Here is a 22,109-nt window from a genome sequence, read left to right on the forward strand (position 1 = left end):
ACTGACGTTTCCCCACGGCCAGACCAACGAGCGGATAGCCCAACAGTCACATGATCACCCACTTCTGTTAGGACCTCTTATCGCGTGCGATGACGCGGCTGACCGCGTCCCGCTGCCCGGCGGCCTCGTGCACGACACCGACCTCTGGCCAGGTCAAGCCCACCACTTTTGTGAGGAGTCCTAACGAGCCTGTGCACGGTAGGCGGTGAGACGTCGGGCTCTCGATCGCCGATCATGGTCGCGTGGTGGGGAACGCGTCTCGGGCAGCGATCGTCAGCGACCGGAGGATCACGGACCTGTCGGCCAGTGTGGTCGCTGAGCTCGTCGCCGAGGTAGGGCCGTTGTGGCATCAACGGCACCGGGCCAAGCTCGCATCCAGGGCACGGAAGCGGGCCGTGGGCGCCAGCGCGGAGCACCGGCTGGTCTTCGTCGACCGGCCCCTGGTCGCCAGCCTGGAACCCGAGGGCGTGTCCGTCCGGGAGTGCAACGCCCACATGGCGGCCCGGGTCGCTTTGTGGCTCCGGGACGACGTGGCACCGGCTGACGTCCCCGTCATGTTCAACACGGACTGGGGAATCGAGGAAGGTCTGGAACCCGTCCTCGTCCCCGAGGCCACTCGCCCCCGGATCGTGGCAGCGCTCGTGCAGCACGTCGAAGAGACCGGCGGCCTCGACTGACCGTGCCTCCCAACCGGCGGCCGCAGACGCGCTCACCACCACCAATCGCCGCCGGCGCCATGGCGTGGCTGCGGCTGGCTCCCGCGGCGGGGCCTCGACGATGTGCCAGCGCGAGCACCATGAAGGCTTGACGCCCGTGGCACCCGCCTTCACAAACTCCACAGACCCTGGCCGGTGCCGTGCCCAGGACACGGGACGCTCGATGCGACCCTCGACCCCCTCGGCTGCGACCTGCCCTGGGAAGCCGTCTACCGGGTCCGGCCGCGCCCCGCTCTGACCTGCGCCCAGTGCGGCCTGCCCATGCACGCCAAGGTCTCCCCACGCGGCGGTCGTTTCTTCGCACACGACCGCCGCTCCGCGACGTGCGCGGCGGCCGGGGAGACGGAGGAGCACCGGAGCCTGAAACGGGCCCGGGCCGCAGCCGCGCGCGAGGTCGGCCACCAGGCCGAGCTGGCAGTGGCCGTTGCCCGCGGGGGCTGGCGCGCCGACGTGCTTGTCACCACTCCCGGCGGGCGGCTGACGGCCTTGGAAGCCCAGTTGTCCTCCGCGTCCGTCGACGACTCCCCTCGCGCACCCGCCGTTACGGTGCAGACGGCGTCGGCGTCGTCCGGTGCACCCACCGCGCCGCGCGCTGGCTCGATCACGTGCCTGCCGCACGCCTGTACCGGCCGGCGCGCCCGCACGCACCGTGGACGCGCACCCACCCGCTCGTGAGCTCCTTCAGTGTCGTCAGCTGCGCAGAAGTCTGCGACCCGCAGCGTCCCTGGCACAATCCCGAACACGCCGGCTGGAGCGGCGGCGAGGAGCGGGCCCTGGCTGTTGCCCGGCGTTGAACATGCCGGCAAAGGCAGCGTTCACGATGCCGATGAACTCTGACGGCGACGCCCCACCATGAGGTGCTCCGGCGGGGCTGTCGTCGGCAAGGTGTCGTCTTCCTCGGCGAGGTGCCGGTGGTTCAGAACCTGTATCCAATACCCAAGATCATGCCGTCATCCGCCGGATGTCGTTGGCGATGCCCTCCAGCGGCGCCCTGTTGCCGATGGAGGCGAACCAGTCCCACAGCTCCAGAGCGTGGTAGAGGCGGTAGAGGCCGACCCGCTCGCTCCAGTCGGCAGGCAGCGTGCCGTAGCCGTCGAAGAGCGCTTCGCGCTTGTCCTGGTCGTCGTGGACGGAGTAGTAGTCGGTCTTGGCCAGGTCCATCAGTGGATCCGCGGCGATCGCGTTCTCCACGTCGATGAAGCCGCTGACCCGCCATCCGCTGCCGTCCCGAGCGACCAGGACGTTGCCCTCGTGGAAGTCGTTGTGACACAGCACGGCATGCCGACACCCGCCGAGCAGCTCGGCCTGCCCAGCGACCTTCGCTTCGATGGCCGTCGCGAGCGCCGCATCGCCCCCGTGTTCGGCGTACTCCCTGAGTTTCTTGTGGAACTGCCGTGTCATGTAGGCGGTGTTCGTCGGTTCGGGATCCAGAATCTGCGTGGTGAGGTATCCGTAGGCGCCCTGCGGGATCTGGTGGACTGCAGCCATGCAGCTTCCGATCTGGCGGTAGATCTCCCGCAGCGATGCCCCGTCGAGAGCGTGGCTGACGGCGGACAACGGCTGGCCCCTGAGCATCGTCATCACCGTGTAGCAGCGGCCGAGCGCGTTGTCGGCGTCCCCATGGTGCAACACGGCAGGCACCGGCCCGACACGGTGCTGCTGAAGCAGGTGGTAGACGTAGATCTCCTTCTCCTGTTTCCACCGCCATCGATCGTCATAGATCTTGATGACGACCGGCTCGGCCGCCCCGACGAACCGGATCTCGAAGATCGTGCTCAGCTCCCCGCCCGTGCGCAGAACGGTCTCCGCGACAGACTCGGTGGGAAGGATGGGGTGCAGGAGTTCCTCGGCCATCGCCGACGGCAGCGCTGTGGTAGCGGACACGCTGGAACCGTATGTGAGCCAGGGCGGACATCGCGAGCGAAATACGGACGGTGCGGAGAGCGTCGGCGGGGGACTGCCGGGCATGCCTCTTCAGCAGCAGGTTTTCAGTCGCCGATCACTTCACTCACGGCGGCCCGGGCGGCTGCCTCATCGGCACGGTGTCGCCGCCGACGAACACCCGGACCTGCAGACATGCGTCCGAATCCGTCGGCACACAGCATGATTCCTGGACCAGCACGAGATCCACCGGTCAAAGTCCTGGCGAACCCTCGGCAGTTGACCTCAGCCATCAAGATCGCCGACAGAGTCGAGTCGGCTGAACTGATAATTTGGCCATATTAATCGGAGTATTGGAGATCCGGGCAGGGATCTCTGCAAGCGTTGGGGCGCTGAGTTGATTCAACTATGTAGTTGCCGTGGCAACTTCCACGTCGGGTTGTGATCAAGTGCCGCCAGGTGTACAGAGGAGAGAGAGGGGCGTGATTACGGTCTGCAATTTCAGACATTTGCAGGCAAGTGGAGGATCGATGTGGCTTCCACCGGCCCATGGCAGTGGCTTCTGATCTGCACACTTCTGGTACTCGGTTGCCTTTTCGCAATCGACGCCTGGAGGCTCGCCGTCCATCAGAGCGAAAAGGGTTCCAGAATCGGCGTTCTCTCGGCTCTCGGCGGAGGTCTCATCACTGGTCTCTCGGTGGGACTCGCGACCCTGAACCTGCAGATGTCTTTCGAGGCGACCACGAAGTACGCGACATGGAAGGCGGACGTCGAGGCCGCCGCCAGCATCCCGGGATTCTCGCCGGGGCATCGTGGCATCCGAGGCATCAACTTCAGCGGAAAGAGCCTGCATGATGCCGACTTCACTCATGAAGATCTGCATGGTATGCAGTTCCGGGATGCCGACCTGACGGGTGCAGTGTTCGACGGAGCCGACCTGCATGGGGCCAACTTCGTAGGAGCAGATCTTGAGTCGACCAGCTTCAAGGATGCCCATTTGAAGAACGCACTCTTGCAGAGCGCGGATCTGACTCATGCAGCGGTCAACGGTACCGCGCCGCAGAATTATGCGGGAGTGCAAGTTAATGGACGTACTTGTTGGCCTAAAAATGTCGACCGAGAAATACTCAAGACGGTTACGGTGAAATCTTTTTGGGAGCGGGACGATACGATGCTCACGCCACAGCAGGAACAGAAGGAGGACGGCGTAAGAGGCGGTGAGATAGCTTCTCGGTGCCATTTGGCGGAGCGATGACTGAGTCGCCGCCTGACGAGCTCGTGCACGGTAGGCCGTGAGACGTCGAGGACCTCGGCGTGGCTCGGTGTTCACGTCTGCCGTGTCGGGATCAGGTCTGCCGTCCGCTGATGGGAGAGCAGGCCGGTGACTGCTTGGACGATGTTGCTCATGTGCTCGCGGCGGCCGAGATGGCGGGCCAGAGCCCGCCAGTTCTTGAGATGGGCGATGCCGTGCTCGACCCGGATGCGTCGCGAGGAGTGCGCTTTGCGCTGTCGCTCGTGCATCTCTTCGTACCAGTCAGGGGCGTTCTTCTTGAACGTGCGGTGCGGTGGTGTGACCACGGGCACGCCGGTCTGTGCCCCCAGGCCCTGGTAGCCGGCATCGGCGAGGATCTCCCCTGTGGGCCCGACAGAGAGGAGCCTGACCAGCCCTGGCCGGCGGCCGTGCGTGATGTCCGCGCAGCTGCCGGGCTTGGCCGGACTGCAGAACAGCACGTGGCCCTCCCGGTCCGTGACCACCATGCTCTTGGGCATTCTGCTTGTTCTTGCCGGAGATGAACTTGTCCCGGTCCTTGTGCCCGGCGGCCGGCCGCCGGACCCGGATCTCGGTGCCGTCGATGATGCCGGTCTTCCCGGTGGTGCCGAGATGGTCCACGACCCGGGCCGGAGTCTGAAGACGAACACCTGGTCTGACAGAGCATCCCCGCTCTGCAACTGCTCGCCACGCTTGTGCATCTCCGCCACGGGTCCACTCATGACGTGCCGGCCTGCTGGTTCGACGTGGACCGCTTTGCACGAGCTCGTCAGGGCGCCGTTGGTCGCACGATAGGCGTCGGCACGGAAGGCGATAGGCCGAGCCCCAAGAATCTTGGGAGTCCGGCGGCCACTCGGGCCGCAGGCCGGAAGGAGCAGAAATGCCTCGCAAGGGTTTCGTCCGGGTCGGCGCGCTGGCAGTGGCCGCCTCCGCGATGGTGCTCGCCGCACCGGGCCTGGCCAACGCAAGCGTGGCCCCGGTAACGGTGAGGGCTGATGCAGCTTGCCAGGCCTTGGAGTTCACCAGGATCGAATCGGGTCACGACCACATGTACGTGGACCCGACGGTCGACCAGAGCTCGTGTCTCTATGTGATCTGGGACAACAACGCCGGCCGCGCGGCCTACTCGTCGATGTCGCCCGCCGGCAACCAGGGCGACATCTACGACGGCCCCGGCCAGAACCTCCAGGTCGAGGTACTTGACGAGGCCAACGGCCTCACCGGCTGGGGCCCCGCCAACTGACCTCTGTCGGCGGCCTGCGGCCCACCGCAGCCCGAGGGTGGGCCCGGTGTGCCGCCGCCGGTCCGGTGATGGCGTCGGATCGTTCGTGACCTGTCGTCACCGCCGTGAACCGGATAGGCTCACCCAAGGTGTGTCCATGACACTGACGGGGGGCCGTCGTTGATCTTCGGCATCTTGGGACCGCTGCTGGTCGAGGACAGTCAAGGGCCACGGACACTCGCCGCCCCCAAGCAGCGAACCCTCCTCGCGTCGCTACTCCTACGGCCGAACCAGGCCGTCCCTGTTGCGGATCTTCTGGACCGCCTATGGGGCGATCATCATCCGGCCAGCGCGACAGCGACGCTGCACAATCACATCGCCCGGCTGAGGCGTTCGCTCGGCGAGGAGGCCGGTGCCCGGGTCCGGACCCGGGCACCGGGTTACCTCGTGGAGGTCCTGAACGACCAGGAACTGGACCTGGCTTCTTTCCGCGCACTGCACACCGCCGCGGCGACTACGGCCCAGGACGGCGACTACGACAGGGCAGCCGCCCTGCTGCGCCAGGCCCTTGGACTGTGGCGCGGGAACGCCCTGAGCGACGTGCCCGCCACCGCGGCGTACAGCCAGGAGAGGGTGCAGCTCGACGAGCTGCGACTTGTCGTCTGGCAGCAGCGCATCGAGTACGACCTGGAGAGCGGGGTCGGCGAAGCCCTGATCCCCGAGCTGCGGGAGTTACTGGCCGCACGCCCCTTCCAGGAGAGCCTGTACGGCCAGCTCATGCGCGCGCTCTACCGGTCGGGGCGGCAGGCCGAGGCCTTGGGCGTGTTCCGGGAGGCGCGCACCGCGTTGCTGGACGAGCTGGGTGTTGAACCGGGCCCCGCACTCCAGCAGCTCCACGAGAGCCTGCTGCGGCAGGACCCCGGCCTGGCACAGAACCAGCCGGCCCGACTCCGGCCCCCGCAGCCCCACTCCCGCGCTGAGCCACCGCGCGCGCCCTTCCAACTTCCGCCTGGTGTCACCGACTTCACCGGGCGCCAAGAAGAGTCCGCGGCCCTGATCGCCGAACTCACCGCCGATGGCGGCCACGGCCCCCGGATCGCTGTGGTGTCAGGGCAGGCCGGCAGCGGCAAGACCGAGCTTGCGCTGCAGGCAGCATGGCGACTGCGCGACACCTTCACCGACGGCGTACTCTTCGCCGACCTGCAAGGTCAGCAGAGCCGATCAGCGGACCTCGCCGACGTGCTGGCCGCCTTCGCCCGCGCCCTGGGCGCGGAGAGGAGCGCGATCCCAGCCGAACGGGAGGCATGCGCGGCCCTCTATCACAGCCTCGCTGCGGGGCGCCGGCTGCTGGTGGTACTGGACAACGCCGCCGACAGCTCGCAGGTACGCCCGCTGCTTCCCGGCCCCGGCAGCGCCGTCCTGGTCACCAGCAGGCGCCGGCTCACGGGCCTCGCTGGGGCCCGCCCGTTCGACCTGGGCCTCCTCTCGCAGTCCGAGGCCGCCGACCTGCTCAGGAAGGTCGCCGGACGTGGGTACGACGAGCCGGACGCCGTCGCCGCGATCACGGCCCGGTGTGGCTACCTGCCGCTGGCGCTGCGCATCGCCGGGGCCAGGCTGGCCGCCCGACCGACCTGGAGTGTGCAGGGGATCGCCGAACGGCTCGCCGACCGCCGCCATCGGATGGACGAGCTGCGGGCCGAGGACATGGACGTACGGGCCAGCCTCATGCTCAGCTATGCGGCGCTGCCCGGGCCGCATGCCCGCGCCTTCCGACTGCTGGCGCTCGCGAACGCGGCGACGCTGCCGCTGTCCGTCGCCTCCGCGATGCTCGACCTGCCGCAGCGTCGCGCTGAGCAGATCCTCGAAGAGCTGGTCGACGCGCATCTGCTGACCTGCCCTCGGCAGGGTTCCTACGGCTTCCACGACCTTCCGAGGCTGTTCGGCACAGAGCAGGCCGCCGCCACCGAGACGGCGCAGGAGCGGCTGGCGGCCCTGCGCCGCGGGGCCCGCGCCGCCCGCCGAACCGCCGTCGGGCTGGCGGATCCCGCGCTCGCCGCGCTGCGCCGCGTCGTCGACGACCTCGTCGCCAGCACGTACGCGATCGGCGAGCCCCTCGATCATGGCCTCTCCGCCCGCCGCTACGCGACGTCCGACGAACGCCGCGCCCTGCACGGCACCGTCCTCTGACCGCTGTGGTTCCGGGGTGGGGAGTTGGTGTGTCGGCTGGGGTGTGAGACACGAGTTGATGCTCAAGCGTCGGCCTGGTTGTGGGGGTGGTCAGAAGGGCGGGTCGTCCGTGAAGCCTCCGGCCCATGGGTCGGTGCTGGGGCTGGTGGTGTCCTCTGGGGTTTGCAGGGCGGTGGTGTCGTGGCCCCGGGGTTGTCAGGGCGTCGAGTGCGCGGTTGCGGTGGTGGCGGTTGATGCTGGTGCTCAGGAGGCGGTGGGCTTGGTCCGCGAGGTGGTCCTGGCGCTGAGTGAGGTCGGGGTGTTCGGCCAGGGGGAGAGCGGTGATGAGGGCGGCATCGCGTACTGCGGCGTCAGTGTGTTCGAGGAAGGGGGCAACGGCCTTGCAGAGGACGGGGCGCAGGTCCCGTAAGGCGCGCATTTCTGTTCGATCCCACGCACCTGGACACGCCGGAGGAGCTCAACGAAGTCAAGGAACGCATCGATGCCCTTCGCCCGGCAGCAGATGGCCCTCTACGGGCCGGACGCACCCGCGCCATGTTCGATGCCTTCCTGGGCCAGTTCCGTGCCTGAGCAACGCGCCGTGGCCTTCGGCGCGGCCCTGCACGCCCTGGACCCCGCCACCCGCAGCACCACGGCACCGGCTTCATGAAGTGGCGGGATGAACTCCCCGACCCACGCCCCAGCGACCTGAAGGCCTACGCCGGAAGCGCACCGGTGACCCGGGAGTCCGGCAGGAGCCGGCATGTCACTCACCGCCGGATCAAGAACAGCCGTCCGGCCGCGACCGGTCGGCACTGGGCGTTCGCCGCGTTGACCGCCTCGCCCGGCGCCCACGCACACTGCAACCGCCGACGCAGCAACGGCGATCGCTACCACGCACTGCGCAACCTGTTCAACCGCATGCTCGGCCAACTCCATCACTGCCTGGCACGTCACGAGAAGTTCGACGAAACCATCGCCTTCCACCAGCCGACGAGTTCCCCACTCACGGCAGCCGCTCGACCGGGTAGCAGCATGGCGTGTCTTGTCGGCCAGGACCGCATCTGGCGTCGCGGCGGTGGCCGCCGATCCGTCGGGACGTCCCCAAACGGCCGGGGCCCGTCGGGGCGGGCTCCGGCGGCGTGCTGGTGAGCGCGCACGATCGTGGAGTCGACGACGACCCGGTCGGCAGTGCCGGGAAGCCTCGGGATTGCCGGTGCCGGCAGCCTGAGGAACTCCCGTCATCACAGGTCACAGGGCACCATTTCCGTCGCAAGGCACCCGCAGGCGGTCACCCATCCATGAACCCGGCTTCAAATCTAGAGCACAAATTCCACACATCCCTCTCTTCAGGCGGGCCCTGATGGTCTAGATTGACCGTGCTTCGCATGCTGGGACACGAGGCGACAAATGATGATCTATGGGTCCTGCGATGAAGACGGCCAACTGCCGCGTCTCTGGCGCCGGACGTGGGGGTGATCAATTCGTGGAGCCCGAGTGGGGTTTTGGGTGCGGGGAGTACCCGAGGTTTCGACGGGTTCACATGCACTTCGAGAGTCTGGCAGGCCATGCGAGTCAGCTGCGGCCAGGGCGGGTTGTTCAAGTAGCGCCGAAATAGCCGGGATGTCATGCGCCGGGGGACTGGGGGGTCTCCTGCGGGAGGAACGGTGTCAGGCAATCACGTCCAATCACTGAGGACCGGGGGGTTCTGTGCGACAGGGGGGACTAGTCGGCCCTTTTTCGTCGGCGCGCGGGCGTCTGGCGAATGGGGCAATCAGCCGGCCCGCGAACGACTGGGAGCAGCTGTACCGCCGTATCGTGATCACCAGCGATACCGTGGCCACCGCCTTGGTGGTGGCGGCGATCGGCAACTTCTTCGGGGCCCGGGACGCGGCCAACTGGCACGAGAAGTGGGGAATTCTCGCATTCGGCACCGAGCTGCTGGTGCTGGGGGCCCTTGCGGTGGGCCGGTCGTGGGCTCCGGCCGTGCTCGGCCAGGGTGCCGAGGAATTCCGTCGGCTCGGACGCGCACTGTTCGCGGCGACCGTCGTACTGGCACTCGGCGGGATCGCCCTCACCTCGCGCAACATCAAGCTCTGGATCTTCGTCGCGATCCCCGCGATCGCGTTCGTGACCATGACCGCGCGGTATCTGCTCCGCCTATGGCTGCACAAACAGCGCAAGGAAGGCCGGTGCCTGAGACCGGTGCTCGCTGCCGGGAGCCCGGCCACCGTGCGCGATCTGATCACCCGAACCCGCAAGTTCCCGCACATCGGCTGGCGGGTGGAGGCGGTGTGCACGACGGACGGTCGCGGGCTCGACGGTGACCAACTGGACGGAGTGCCGGTCGTCGGTCAACTGGCGGACGTCGCCAAGCACGTCCGCCACGACGGTTACCGCGTCGTCGCGGTCACACCGGACCCGCACTGGACGCCGGACCGGCTGCAGCGGCTGGCCTGGAACCTCGAAGGCAGCGATGCCGAGATGGTCGTGGCCCCGGTGCTGATGGAGGTGGCCGGCCCGCGGCTGCACGTCGACGCGGTGCTCGGGATACCGCTGCTGCGGGTCAGCATGCCGGCCTTCACCGGGGGCCGCCGGGCGATCAAGGGGGTCGTCGACCGGGTGGGCGCCGCGGTCCTGCTGATGCTGTTCGCGCCGCTGATGGTGTTTGTCGCGCTGCTCGTGCTGGTGGACAGCCGGGGCGGGGCCTTCTACCGCCAGCGCAGAGTCGGCAAGGACGGCCGCGAGTTCACCATTCTCAAATTCCGCACCATGATCGCAGGGGCGCACGGGGCACGTGCCGAGCTCGCCGAGCGCAACGAGGGCGCAGGGCTGCTGTTCAAGGTCCGCCGGGATCCGCGGGTGACCCGGGTGGGAGCAGTGCTGCGCCGGTACTCGATCGACGAACTCCCGCAGCTTTTCAACGTACTTACCGGATCGATGTCGCTCGTCGGTCCGCGGCCTCCGCTACCGGAAGAGTGCGCCGCGTACGACCCGGACATCCGGCGGCGGCTGCTGGTCAAGCCCGGGCTCACCGGCCTGTGGCAGATCAGCGGACGCAGCGACCTGCCGTGGGAGGAAGCGGTCCGCCTCGACCTGCGGTACGTGGAGGACTGGTCGCTCGCCCTCGACACAGTGATCTTGTGGAAGACGATGCGTGCCGTGCTCCATGGGCAGGGGGCCTACTGATGGGCGGGGGGCGTCGTCCGGCCGACGCGCGGAGCGCAGGCCACAAGGGCCTGCACAGGGGGAGCGCAGGCCACAAGGGCCTGCCTGGGGGGAGAGACACATGAGAGTCAGCGTTTTCGGGCTCGGTTACGTGGGCTGCGTATCGGCCGCGTGCCTGGCCAGCATGGGACACGAGGTCATCGGGGTGGACGTGAACCAGGTGAAGGTCGACCTGGTCAACGACGGCAAGGCCCCGGTGGTCGAGGAGCGGATCGGCGAGCTCATCGCCGAGGTCGTGCGGACCGGAGCGCTACGCGCCACCGGCGACGTCCGCGAGGCGATCATGGACAGCGAGGTGTCGCTGGTCTGCGTGGGCACGCCGTCGGAGCCCAACGGCAGCCTGTGCACCACGTACTTGGAGCGGGTCACCGAGCAGATCGGCACCGTGCTGGCCGAGGGGGCCAAGCAAGGGGGCCGGCACACGGTCGTGTTCCGCAGCACCATGCTCCCGGGCACCTGCCTGAACCTGCTGGTGCCGATCCTGGAGAAGAACGTCGGCGGCACGGCCGGGGTGGACATCGGGGTCGCGGTCAACCCGGAGTTCCTGCGCGAGGGCACGAGCGTGCGGGACTTCTTCGACCCGCCCAAGACCGTCATCGGCGAGCTCGACCCGGCAAGCGGCGACGCGGTGACGGCGCTGTACGACGGCTTGCCCGGCGAGGTGTTCCGGGTGCCCGTCCCGACGGCCGAGGCGATCAAGTACGCGGACAACGCGTTCCACGGCCTCAAGATCGGCTTCGCGAACGAGCTGGGCGCGGTGTACCAGGCGCTCGGGGTAGACTCGCACCAGGTGATGGACGTGTTCCTGGCCGACCGCAAGCTGAACATCAGCCCCGCCTACCTGCGGCCCGGCTTCGCCTTCGGTGGCTCCTGCCTGCCCAAGGACCTGCGCAGCCTGGTCCACGCGGCACAGCGGGCCGACGTCTCCATACCCATCCTCTCCCACGTGCTGTCCTCCAACTCCGACCATCTGCAGCGCGCGGTGGACCTGGTCGAGCGCGCCGGCAAGCGCCAGGTGGGCCTGTTCGGGCTGTCCTTCAAACCCGGCACCGACGACCTTCGCGAGAGCCCGCTCGTCGAGCTGGCGGAGAGGCTCTTCGGCAAGGGGTACGACCTCAAGATCTACGACGCCAACGTGAGCCTCTCCCGGCTGCTCGGTGCGAACCGCGAGTACATCGAGAACCGGCTGCCGCACCTCGCGCAGCTGCTCGCGGACTCCGTCGGCGAGGTGCTCCAGCACGCCGAGGTGTGCCTGGTCGGGACCAGGGACCCGGCCGTGCTGTCGGCGCTGCCCCATGGCGAAGAACCGGTGATCGTCGACCTTGTCCGCCTTCCCGACGCCGAGGCGCGCCGAGCTGAACCGGGGTACATGGGCCTTGCTTGGTAACGCAACCAGCGGCGACGGGGCGAACCGGCGCGCGCTGATCCTGGTGGAGAACCTGTCGGTGCCGTTCGACCGGCGGGTGTGGCAGGAGTGCACGACGCTGCGCGACGCGGGCTGGACGGTACACGTCATCTGTCCGCAGGGGACCAAGCGCGACACGGAGCCGGAGGCGGAGATCAACGGGGTGCGGATCCACCGCTACCCGTTGCGCGCGGCCACCGGAGGGCCGGCCGGCTACGTGAGGGAGTACGGATCGGCGTTGTGGCACACGGCCCGGCTGGCCCGCAAGGTCGGCCCGGTCGACGTGGTCCACGCCTGCAACCCGCCCGACCTGCTGTTCCTGCCGGCACTGTGGCTGAAGCGGCGCGGCGCGCGGTTCGTCTTCGACCAGCACGACCTGGTACCCGAGCTGTACCTTTCCCGCTTCGACCGCGGCGAGGATCTGCTCTACCGCGCCGTGTGCGCGATGGAAAAGCGGACCTACCGAGCCGCGGACGTCGTCCTCGCCACGAACGAGAGCTACCGGGACGTCGCGCTGCGCCGTGGCGGTCGGCGGCCGGAGGACGTCTTCGTGGTGCGCAGCGCACCCCAGACCGACCGGTTCCAACCGGTGCCGCCCGAGCCGGAGTTGAAGCGCGGAAAGCCTCATCTGCTGTGCTACCTCGGCGTCATGGGCCCTCAGGACGGCGTCGACTACGCCTTGAGGGCCCTCGCGAAGCTGCGCGACGAGCACGGGCGGACCGACTGGCATGCGGTGTTCGTCGGCTCCGGCGACGCCTTCGACGCGATGGTGGAGATGTCCCGGCGGCTCAGGCTCGGTGAGCAGGTGCAGTTCACCGGGCGCATTCCGGATGCCGACCTGGTGCGCTATCTGTCCACCGCGGACGTGTGTCTTTCCCCCGACCCGCGCAATCCGCTCAACGATGTGTCGACCATGAACAAGGTCCTTGAGTACATGGCGATGGGCCGGCCGATCGTCTCGTTCGACCTGAAGGAGGCGCGCGTCTCCGCCGGTGATGCCGCCGTCTATGCGCCCGCCAACGACGAGGCCCGATTCGCCGAGCTCATCGCGCTGCTCCTGGACGATCCGGAGAAACGGGCCCGGATGGGCAAGATCGGCCAGGAGCGGATCAGCGGGCCGCTCTCCTGGCAGAACTCGCAAGCGTCGCTGCTCGCCGCCTACGCCGCCGCCTGCCGTGACCGCACTCCGGTGCCGGCGGGCGACCCGGTCCGGACAGGGAAGAGGCAGCGCAGTTGAGCGAGGACACGATACGCCTGGTCACCATCGGGCGGATATTCCGCCGGCGCTGGCGGCTTCTCGCCGTCCTCGCCGTCGTGGGCGCGCTCGTCGGCTACGGCGTCTCGGTGGTCTTTCCGCCGCGGTACACGACGTCGGCATCGGTCCTGCTGCCCGGGCAGTGGGAAGAACGCGAGCTGCTGACCCAGGTGGACATAGCGACCAGTTCGACGGTGGTCGACAGCGCGGCCGCCGCGCTCGGCTGGAAGGGTGTCAGCGGCGCCGACCTGCGGGATCGAGTGACCGCCAAGGCCGCCGACGGGAACATCATCAAGATCTCCGGTACGGCCGACACCCCGGAGCGCGCACAGCAGCTCTCCGACCAAGTGGCGCGGCAATTCGTCGGGTTCGCCGCGCGGATCGCAGGCGGCGGCACCGACTCCGCAGCAGCCACGGAGTCCGATGCGCTGCGGAAGAAGGTCGAGGAGACCGACCGCCGCATCACCGACCTGGCCAAGGCGGCCGATCCGGGGCGGACCGTGGAGAGCGTGCAGGCCCGCACCGCGCTCGAAAACCTGCGCACCTCGCTGGAGGAGGCCATGAAGAAGCTGGAGGAGGCCAACCCGGCGACCAACAAGGCAGGCATGGTCGTCATGGGGCCGGCCGCACGGCCGACCGGCGAGGCGCCGCCGACGAGGATGCAGCTGGTCGTCGGCGGGGCGCTGCTGTTCTTCCTGCTCGCGGTCATCGGCCATCTCGCCGCCGCACGGATGGATCGCCGACTGCGTACCGAACCGGAGATCGCCGCGGCGCTGGGTTCGGCGCTGCTGGGCACCGTCGACGTGCCCGATGAACGGCGCGGCGGGCACCAGTCGGAAAACGGTGGCCCACGGGCCTGGATCCGCAGACTCCTCGGCGTCGACACCCGGTGGGACCTGCCGGCCCCGCAGAGATCCGACGACGAGGCCGTCAGACGGATCCGCTACCGGCGGGTGTGCGCTCACCTGCGGGACCAACTGCCGTCCCCTCGGCGGCTGCTGGTGGTCGTACCGGACGGCGACGAGATCGCCCGCCGGGCCGCCGGACAGCTCGCCGCCGAGGCCAAGAGCGACCCGCAGCTGCGGGTGGTGGAGGTTTCGGTGGACCGGCCGATCGTGCCGGACCGTGCCACCGAGTCCGGTGCCCTGGTCGTCCTCAGCGCGGGCAGCTGGACCGCGGAGGAGCTCGCCGGCATCGCCGAGGCGTGTGCGGACGGCAGGCACGAGGTCGTCGGCATCGTCGTCGCCGGCACGGTCCGCGCCCGTGAGACGCGGTCTGCCGACCGGCTTCCGGATGACGCCACTCTCGCGCTCGCGGTCCACAGCCATGCGAGGGGAGGCTCAGCGTGACGACGAGCACGACTTCTGAGCCGTCGGCCGCCACTCCGCTCATCGACCTGCAGGCGCTGGTGGTGGCGGTGCGCAGGCGCCGCCGCCGCTGGTACGCCATGGCGCTCCTCGGCCTGCTGGCCGGCGGCGCGGTGGCGGTCCTGATGCCGCAGCCGCCGACCGCGGTGACCAAAGTGCTGGTCGCCCATGCGGAGGACCAGCCGAACGACACCGGAACGCTGATCCGCACCGACGTCCAGCTGCTGCAGACCACGCGGATCGCCGACAAAGCCCTGCAGTCCCTCAAGTCCCCGGAGAAACCTGAGGACTTCATGCTGGACTACCAGGGCGCCGGCCTGACCAACAACCTGCTGCAGATCACCGTGAAAGGCGACAGCGACACGCAAGCGGTGGCCCGCGCCAAGGCGCTGGCCGACGCGTTCGTCGCGGATCATGTCCAACGGATGCAGGAAGCCGCGCAGGCCGAGGCCAAGGCCCTGCTCGACCAGCGTGACCGCATGCGGGACGAGCTCGCCCAGGTCAACAAGGAGATCGGAGACCGATCGCCGGACAGCGACCCGAAAGCGTCGGCGAGCATCGAGTCGCTCTTCGCCCGCCGGGCCGAACTCAACTCGCGCATCTCCGATTTCGACCAGCGCGCCGCGGACGCGCGCACCGGCACGCCCCAGGTCATCGCCGGCACGCAGATCGTGGACGCCCCGCGCGCGGTGCGCCACTCCCTGCCCAAGGCCGTTGTCACTGACGCCGCGATCGGGGTCGTCCTCGGACTCGTCCTCGGGCTCGCGCTGGCCGCGGTCGGCACGGTGGTGGCGGACCGCCCCGTGCTGCGCCGGGACATCGCGGCGAACCTGGGCGCCTCGGTCATCGCGGAGCTTCCCCGCCGGTCGGGCAGGCTGTGGCAGCGCCGACGGACCCGGGTGACACGCGAACGGCTCACCGCGACCCTGGTCCGCACCACGCGTGGCTCCGCGGAACCGGTGTCGCTGCTGGAACTGGGCTGTGCGCGCAGCACGAGCCTGATCGCCCTGGACCTCGCCAGGGCTATGGCGGAGGAGGGGCCGGTGACCGTCGTCGACGGTTTGCCCGGCCCGCAGCTCGCAGGCCGCCGCCCGAAGCCGGGGGACCCGACCGTGGTCAGCGGCGAGCGTGCCGCGACCGCTTCGCCCGAGGAGCGCCGGATCGGCGTCGGCTCGGTGGCGCCCGGCACGGCGTGGACCGACCTCCACTACCTCGGCACCCAGACCGTGCTCGTCGTGCGTGCCGGACACGGCAGCGCCGCCTGGCTGCACACCGTGGCGCGACAGCTCGCGGACCAGAGCATTCCGGTGATCGGTGTGGTGCTGATCGATCCCGATCCGCGCGACCGGACCGACGGCACATTGTGGGACGGGCTGCACACCGCGCTGCGCGGCCGTGGCGAGCGGCCGGCCCGGCAGAACGGGACGAGCCAGCCGCGGACGGAGCGGCAGCCGATGTGGGCCGCACGCGTCCCGGGCAACGACCAGGAGGCGCGGTAGGACATGTGTGGCATCGCAGGCACGTACCGGTGGCCGGACGGAAAGGCCGTGACCGACCGGCTCACCGACACCCTCGCCCACCGCGGTCCGGACGGGGCGGGCCGATACAGCCACCCCGCCGGTGACGGCGACGTGCACCTCGGGCACCGCCGGCTGGCCATCATCGACCTGTCCGAGACCGGCGCCCAGCCGATGGTCTCGGACGGCCTCGCCCTGACGTACAACGGCGAGCTGTACAACGCGCCGGAGCTGCGTGCCGAACTGGCAGCCACCGGGGTGCGCTTCCGCGGTACCTCCGACACCGAGGTACTCCTTGAGGCCTGGCGGCGCTGGGGCACGGACTGCCTGCCCCGGCTGCGCGGAATGTTCGCGTTCGGCATCTTCGACGAGCGAACCGGTGACCTGGTGCTCGCCCGCGACCAGCTTGGCATCAAGCCGCTGTTCCTGCTCCGGCGCGGCGAGGGCCTGGTGTTCGCCTCCGAGCTCAAGGCGCTTGCCGCCGCGACCGGCCGGTCGCTGCAGGTGGACCCTGCGGCGCTGGTGGCCTCGCTGCTGTACTACTGGGTGCCGGACTCACGGTGCGTGTTCCACGAAGCGGAGAAGCTGCCGCCGGGGACCTGGCTGCGGTGCCGGCCCGACGGCCGGGTGGAGCGCGGCCGGTTCTGGAACCTGAAGGACGTCGCCGCCGAGGGCCGGGAGCGGGCCCGGGCCGGCGAGCAGCCGGACCTGGCCGCCATCGTCGAGGAGTCGACTCGGCGCCACCTGCTCTCCGACGTACCCGTGGCGACCTTCCTGTCCGGCGGCCTCGACTCCAGCTACCTGACCGCACTGGCGGCCCGCCGGCAACCAGGGATCTCCGCTTACACGATCGGGTTCCGCGCCGAGGACGCCAAGTTCGAGGCGATGCCGGACGACCTGCGCCATGCCCGGCAGGTGGCCGAGCGGTTCGGCGTCGATCTGCACGAGATCGAGATCGCCCCGAACGTGCTCGACCTGCTGCCGCAGATGACGTACCACCTGGACGAGCCGATCGGCGACCCCGCCGCGATCAACACGTACCTGATCTGCTCGGCCGCACGAGAGGCCGGGGTCAAGGTGATGCTCTCGGGGATGGGCGCCGACGAGCTGTTCGCCGGATACCGCAAGCATCTGGCCAACCTGATCGCGCTGCGCTACCAGCGCCTCCCGCGGCCCCTGCGGCGCGGCCTGTCCGGGGCCGTGGACAGGCTGCCGGTCGCCACGTCCCGCCGGGGGTACCGATCGGTGCGCTTCGCGAAGCGGTTCCTCTCCTTCGCCGACCTGCCGGAGGAGACCGCCTTCCGGCGCAGCTACACCATGTACGACCAGGACGAGCTGCTCGCCCTGGTCGATCCGGACCTGGCCGGGACGGTCGAGGACGTGCTGACCGAACATGCGGACGTCTACCACGACAACGACCTCGACGACTTCGTCAACCGCATGTGCCTGACCGATGCCCGGATGTTCCTGCCGGGCCTGAACCTCACGTACACGGACCGGTCCAGCATGGCCGCGTCGACCGAGGTGCGGGTGCCGTACGTGGACGTCGAGGTGGTCAAGGCGGCGTTCGCCGTGCCCGGCGACCGCAAGATCGTCGGACGGCAGGGCAAGGCCGTCCTCAAGGAGGCGGCCACTTCGATCCTGCCCCGGGAGATCGTGTACCGGCCCAAGGGCCTGTTCAGCGCCCCGCTGCGGGCGTGGATGAGCCGGGATCTGGCACCGCTGGTGCGCGAGGTGGTCAACGACGGCGAGCTGGTCCGTTCCGGGATCCTGCGCCGCGACGCGCTGGCGCGGATGGTCGCCGAGGACGCCGCCGGGCAGCGGGACTTCTCCAAGCATCTGTGGCACGTGCTGACCGTCGAGTACTGGTATCGCGACGCGACCTCCGGGTCCGGCCAGAGCACTCGGTTGACGGCTTAGGAATTCCAGAGGAGTTCGGGTGAAGCAGGTTGTACAGAACTACAAGACCGGCGAGCTGGCAGTGCTCGACGTTCCGGTGCCGGGGTGCAAGCCGGGCGGTGTGCTGGTCCGCAGCGCCTACTCGCTGATCTCCACCGGGACCGAGCTCATGAAGGTGTCCGAGGCCGGCATGTCGATGCTGGGCAAGGCCCGCTCCCGGCCGGACCAGGTGGCCAAGGTCATGCAGAGCGTGGCCACCAACGGGGTGCCCGCCACCTACCGCAAGGTGATGGGCAAGCTGGACTCCTACACGCCGCTGGGCTACTCGCTGTGCGGGGTCGTCGAGCAGGTCGGCGCCGGGATCGACGACGTGAAGGCCGGCGACCTCGTGGCCTGCGCCGGCAACGAGCACGCGCTGCACGCCGAGCTGAACTGGGTGCCGAAGAACCTCTACACACCGGTGCCCGACGGCCTCGCGCCGCGGCACGCGGCCTTCGGCACCGTCGGGTCGATCGCGCTGCAGGGCGTCCGCCAGGGCGAGTCACGGCTGGGCGAAGTGGCCCTGGTCATCGGCCTCGGGCTGATCGGGCAGCTGGTGGTGCAGCTCCTCACCGCCTCAGGAGTCCGCGTCGTCGGGGCCGACCCCGACCCGGCGCGCTGTGAGCTCGCCGAGCGCCTGGGCGCCGCGGCCTGTGGCGATCCCGCCTCCGCCGCCGTGGAAACCGCCGTCGCCGAACTCACCGGCGGACACGGCGTGGACCAGGTGTACCTGGCCGCCGGCGGCGGCAGCAACCAGCCGGTCGAGCTGGCCGCCCGCCTCTGCCGCGACCGCGGCCGGGTCGTCGACATCGGCAAGTGCCGCCTGGACCTGCCGTGGAACGCGTACTACGAGAAAGAGCTCGACGTCCGGTTCTCCCGCAGTTACGGCCCCGGGCGCTACGACCCGGAGTACGAGCTGGAGGGACGTGATTACCCGATCGGCTACGTGCGCTGGACCGAGCGCCGCAACCTGGCGTGTTTCCTCGATCTCCTCGCCCGCGGCAGCGTCGACGTGGAGCCCTTGGTCTCCCACGTCAGCGACTTCGATGACGCGGTCGAGACGTACCAGCGCCTGAAGGACGGCGAGTTGAAGGCCGTGGCCGTGCTGTTCCGGTACCCGGGACAGGCGGAGGACACGGGGGAGGCGGCGGCCCCGGCGGTGGCCGTGCCCACGGTGAACGTGAAGCCGAGTCCGGCCCGCGCCACCAGGACGCCGGTGCGGCTTGCGTTCGTCGGCGCGGGAACCTACGCGACGTCGATGCTGCTGCCGCACCTGGCACAGCGCGACGGCGTCGAGTTGTCGACGGTCGTCACCACGACGGCGCTGTCCGCGGCCAACGCGCAGCGGAAGTTCGGCTTCGCTGAGGCGACCACCGACCTCGACGCCGTGCTCGGCGACAAGTCCATCGACGCGGTGTTCGTGGTCACCCGGCACAGCTCGCACGCCGAACTGACCCGAAGAGCACTGCTCGCCGGCAAGACCGTGTTCGTGGAGAAGCCCCTGGCCCTCACCGAGGACGAGCTGGCCGGCGTGCTCGCGGCGGTGGAGAAGTCCGGCAACGACCGGCTGCAGGTGGGCTTCAACCGCCGCTTCGCACCGCTCCTGCAGGAGGCCCGTCGGCGCTTCGGCGCCCGGAGCGGTCCGGCGAGCCTGCGCTACCTGGTCAACGCGGGCCGGCTGCAGCACGGCAGCTGGTACCTCCAACAGGGCACCGAGGGCTCGCGGTTCGCCGGCGAGGGCGGCCACTTCATCGACACGGCGAGCTGGCTGCTGGAGGCCGACCCGGTCTCGGTGTACGCGGTCGCCCCGTCCGGCAACGAGGACCTGCAGGTCGTGCTGCGCTACCCGGACGGGTCCACCGCCACCATCAGCTACGTCACCACCGGCGCGCCCGGCTTCCCCAAGGAGACGCTGGACCTGGTCGCGGACGGCAAGGTGCTGCGGCTCGACGACTTCGTCCGCGCCACGGTCTACGGCCGCAAGCGGTGGGTCAGTTCGCGGCTGCCCAAGGCCCGGGACAAGGGCCAGAACGCCGAACTGGCCGCGTTCATCAAGGCCGTGCGGACCGGCGGGCCGATGCCGGTGCCGCTTCAGTCGCTGGTCGCCACCACGGCGGCCACCCTCGCCGTGCAGGCCGGTCTGGCCGGCGGCGCACCGGTGACGCTGGAGCGGGCGCGATGACCATGAGCGCGGGCTGGTACCTGCGGCGACTGTCCCGGATGGGACCGCAGGAGGTCGCGGGCCGGATGGGCGACGCGGTGCGCAGGCGCCGGTGGCGGTCCGCGCGGCCGGACGGTCCGAGCGTGACCGGCGCCAGGTTCACCGCGGTGCTGCCCGCCGGGACGATCACCGCAGTGTCACCGGACGCCACGAAACGCCTCATCGCCGAGGCGGACCGGCTGATGCACGGACACACCGAGTACTTCGGGGTGGTCCGCGACGACCTGGCCGACCCGGACTGGTGGTGCGACCCGAAGACCGGGCGCCGGGCTCCGTGGGGCTACGCCTTCGACGTGCCGTATCGGAACGAGGACGCGGTCGGGGACATCAAGCAGATCTGGGAGCTGTCCCGGCATCAGTACCTCACCCAGCTCGCCGCCGCCTACGCGATCACCGGGAACGAGCGGTACGCCGAGCGAGTCGCCGAGCACCTGCGGTCGTGGTGGGCGGCCAACCCACCGCTGCGCGGCGTGCACTGGATCAGCGGCATCGAACTGGGCATCCGGCTGCTGTCCTGGGTGTGGATCCGCCGGCTGCTCGACGGCTGGCCCGGCGCGGCCGGCCTGTTCGAGGACAACCCGATGGCGCTGAACCAGATCTGGCACCATCAGCGCTGGCTGGCCGCCTTCCCCAGCCGGGGGTCTTCGGCGAACAACCACGCCGTCGCCGAGGCCGCCGGGCAGTTCGCCGCGGCCTGCGCGTTCGGCTGGTTCCCCGCCTCGGCGCGTTGGCGAGGCGACGCGCTGCGGTCCCTGGAGCGGCATCTGCGAAGCAACACCTTCGCCTCCGGCCTCAACCGTGAGCTGGCCACCGAGTACCACGGACTGGTGCTGGAGCTCGGCCTGGCCGCGGTGGCCGAGGCGGATGCCGCCGGCGTGCCGGTCCCCGCGTCGATCCGGCTGGTGCTGCTGCGGATGACCGACGCGCTCGCGGCCATCGTGGACAGCCGGCTGCGGCCGCCGCGCCAGGGGGACGCGGACGACGGGCACGGTCTGGTCGTGGACGGCGCGGGCACCAACCGCTGGGCCTCACTGCTGGCCACCGGGGACGCCGTGTTCGGCCGACTCGCCTGGTGGCCGGAGGTGACCGGCACCGATGTGCGCACCCCGCTGCTTGCCGCGCTCATCTGGCCGTACGCGAAAGAGGGCACCGCACCGGCCGTGACCCGCCCGGCAAGCCGGCCGCCTCATTTCGCCGACGCGGGCCTCACCATCCTGCGCGGTCCCGGGGAGATCTGGTGCCGCTGCGACGGCGGCCCGCACGGCTTCCTGTCCATCGCCGCGCACGCCCACGCGGACGCGCTGTCCGTGGAGGTCCGGCACGACGGGGTCGACGTGCTCGCCGACCCGGGGACGTTCTGCTATCACGGGCAGCCCCAGTGGCGGCAGTACTTCCGGTCGACCCTCGGCCACAACACCCTGCAGCTGGACGGCAGCGACCAGTCCGTCTCCGGCGGCCCGTTCCTGTGGACCCGGCATGCCCACAGCCGCGTCCTGGCCGCGGACACATCCGACGAGGGGGTGGCCCGCTGGTGCGCCGAGCACGACGGTTACCAGCGCTCCGTGCACCGCCGCCGGGTGGAGCTGACCGCCGCGAGCCGGGAGCTGAGGGTGGTTGACGAGGTGAGCGGTCCGCGCCGGGCCGTGCACCTGGCGTTCCACCTCGGCCCGGCGATCGCCGCAGACCTGGTGGGGAACCGGGCCGTGCTCACCTGGATCCGGGACGGCGAGGGGCGTTCCGCGGTGCTCGACCTGCCCGGGGAGCTGTCCTGGCGGGCGCATCGCGGCGAGACCGAACCGCCGCTGGGCTGGTACTCCGCGGGATTCGGGCGCAAGGAACCCACCACAACGCTGGTCGGCACCGGCTTCGCCGACGGCACGGAGAGCTTCACCACCGTGCTCGGGTTCCGCGGCTAGGGGGGGC

16 protein-coding genes and 1 pseudogene are annotated in these 22,109 nt (G+C 69.8%); 15 read left to right on the forward strand and 2 right to left on the reverse strand.

Features of this window, described 5'->3' with window-relative positions:
* The first annotated feature begins 395 nt into the window (after positions 1-395).
* Complete coding sequence (locus tag LE548_RS32455; RefSeq protein WP_225100589.1) at positions 396-677, forward strand: hypothetical protein; 282 nt, start codon at positions 396-398, stop codon at positions 675-677.
* A gap of 981 nt (positions 678-1,658) precedes the next feature.
* Here the strand turns inward: LE548_RS32455 and LE548_RS32460 are convergent.
* Positions 1,659-2,600, reverse strand: coding sequence for a phosphotransferase family protein (locus tag LE548_RS32460; protein WP_225100590.1), 942 nt, complete (start codon positions 2,598-2,600; stop codon positions 1,659-1,661).
* A gap of 529 nt (positions 2,601-3,129) precedes the next feature.
* Between LE548_RS32460 and LE548_RS32465 the strand changes: the two genes are divergently transcribed.
* Complete coding sequence (locus LE548_RS32465) at positions 3,130-3,852, forward strand: pentapeptide repeat-containing protein (RefSeq protein ID WP_225100591.1); 723 nt, start codon at positions 3,130-3,132, stop codon at positions 3,850-3,852.
* A gap of 71 nt (positions 3,853-3,923) precedes the next feature.
* On the opposite strand, the gene LE548_RS32470 is transcribed toward LE548_RS32465, so the two are convergent.
* Entirely contained in the window at positions 3,924-4,367 is a 444-nt protein-coding gene (locus LE548_RS32470; protein ID WP_225100592.1) for a transposase family protein, read from the reverse strand.
* 195 nt (positions 4,368-4,562) lie between these two features.
* Between LE548_RS32470 and LE548_RS46655 the strand changes: the two genes are divergently transcribed.
* From LE548_RS46655 to LE548_RS32535, 13 genes and pseudogenes are all read left to right on the forward strand, one after another.
* On the forward strand, positions 4,563-4,850 hold the full coding sequence (locus LE548_RS46655; protein WP_374116199.1) for a hypothetical protein: 288 nt from the start codon (positions 4,563-4,565) through the stop codon (positions 4,848-4,850).
* Entirely contained in the window at positions 4,748-5,110 is a 363-nt protein-coding gene (locus LE548_RS32475) for a hypothetical protein (protein WP_225100593.1), read from the forward strand. Before LE548_RS46655 ends, LE548_RS32475 begins: the two co-directional genes overlap by 103 nt.
* A gap of 174 nt (positions 5,111-5,284) precedes the next feature.
* Positions 5,285-5,521 (forward strand): annotated as a pseudogene (locus LE548_RS46660) (winged helix-turn-helix domain-containing protein); the annotation flags it as partial.
* A 15-nt stretch (positions 5,522-5,536) separates the two neighbouring features.
* Entirely contained in the window at positions 5,537-7,276 is a 1,740-nt protein-coding gene (locus LE548_RS32485; protein ID WP_225100709.1) for a BTAD domain-containing putative transcriptional regulator, read from the forward strand.
* A 253-nt stretch (positions 7,277-7,529) separates the two neighbouring features.
* Positions 7,530-7,685: a hypothetical protein gene (locus LE548_RS32490; RefSeq protein ID WP_225100594.1), complete on the forward strand. Its 156-nt coding sequence runs from the start codon at positions 7,530-7,532 to the stop codon at positions 7,683-7,685.
* Between the two features lie 1,280 nt (positions 7,686-8,965).
* The gene (locus LE548_RS32500; protein WP_225100595.1) at positions 8,966-10,444 is read left to right on the forward strand and encodes a sugar transferase; all 1,479 of its coding nucleotides are present in this window, start codon (positions 8,966-8,968) and stop codon (positions 10,442-10,444) included.
* A gap of 100 nt (positions 10,445-10,544) precedes the next feature.
* Complete coding sequence (locus tag LE548_RS32505) at positions 10,545-11,870, forward strand: nucleotide sugar dehydrogenase (RefSeq protein ID WP_225100596.1); 1,326 nt, start codon at positions 10,545-10,547, stop codon at positions 11,868-11,870.
* Positions 11,860-13,125: a glycosyltransferase family 4 protein gene (locus tag LE548_RS32510; RefSeq protein ID WP_225100597.1), complete on the forward strand. Its 1,266-nt coding sequence runs from the start codon at positions 11,860-11,862 to the stop codon at positions 13,123-13,125. The genes LE548_RS32505 and LE548_RS32510 overlap by 11 nt, the downstream gene beginning before the upstream one ends.
* Positions 13,122-14,492, forward strand: a complete 1,371-nt coding sequence (locus LE548_RS32515; protein ID WP_225100598.1) for a Wzz/FepE/Etk N-terminal domain-containing protein — start codon at positions 13,122-13,124, stop codon at positions 14,490-14,492. The genes LE548_RS32510 and LE548_RS32515 overlap by 4 nt, the downstream gene beginning before the upstream one ends.
* The gene (locus LE548_RS32520; RefSeq protein ID WP_225100599.1) at positions 14,489-16,009 is read left to right on the forward strand and encodes a Wzz/FepE/Etk N-terminal domain-containing protein; all 1,521 of its coding nucleotides are present in this window, start codon (positions 14,489-14,491) and stop codon (positions 16,007-16,009) included. Before LE548_RS32515 ends, LE548_RS32520 begins: the two co-directional genes overlap by 4 nt.
* Positions 16,010-16,012: 3 nt before the next feature.
* The gene (gene asnB / locus LE548_RS32525) at positions 16,013-17,947 is read left to right on the forward strand and encodes an asparagine synthase (glutamine-hydrolyzing) (protein ID WP_225100600.1); all 1,935 of its coding nucleotides are present in this window, start codon (positions 16,013-16,015) and stop codon (positions 17,945-17,947) included.
* 19 nt (positions 17,948-17,966) lie between these two features.
* The gene (locus tag LE548_RS32530; RefSeq protein WP_225100601.1) at positions 17,967-20,147 is read left to right on the forward strand and encodes a bi-domain-containing oxidoreductase; all 2,181 of its coding nucleotides are present in this window, start codon (positions 17,967-17,969) and stop codon (positions 20,145-20,147) included.
* Positions 20,144-22,102: an alginate lyase family protein gene (locus LE548_RS32535; protein ID WP_225100602.1), complete on the forward strand. Its 1,959-nt coding sequence runs from the start codon at positions 20,144-20,146 to the stop codon at positions 22,100-22,102. The genes LE548_RS32530 and LE548_RS32535 overlap by 4 nt, the downstream gene beginning before the upstream one ends.
* Positions 22,103-22,109: the final 7 nt, after the last annotated feature.

This window comes from Streptomyces sp. CoH27 (assembly GCF_020181035.1).
Classification (GTDB): Bacteria; Actinomycetota; Actinomycetes; order Streptomycetales; family Streptomycetaceae; genus Streptomyces; species Streptomyces camelliae.

What these genes read in the sequence shown, in the direction of transcription:
- LE548_RS32470 (WP_225100592.1), bottom strand. Translation starts at nt 4,367, where the DNA reads ATGCCCAAGAGCATGGTGGTCACGGACCGGGAGGGCCACGTGCTGTTC.
- LE548_RS32475 (WP_225100593.1), top strand. Translation starts at nt 4,748, where the DNA reads ATGCCTCGCAAGGGTTTCGTCCGGGTCGGCGCGCTGGCAGTGGCCGCC.
- LE548_RS32505 (WP_225100596.1), top strand. Translation starts at nt 10,545, where the DNA reads ATGAGAGTCAGCGTTTTCGGGCTCGGTTACGTGGGCTGCGTATCGGCC.
- asnB (WP_225100600.1), top strand. Translation starts at nt 16,013, where the DNA reads ATGTGTGGCATCGCAGGCACGTACCGGTGGCCGGACGGAAAGGCCGTG.
- LE548_RS32535 (WP_225100602.1), top strand. Translation starts at nt 20,144, where the DNA reads ATGACCATGAGCGCGGGCTGGTACCTGCGGCGACTGTCCCGGATGGGA.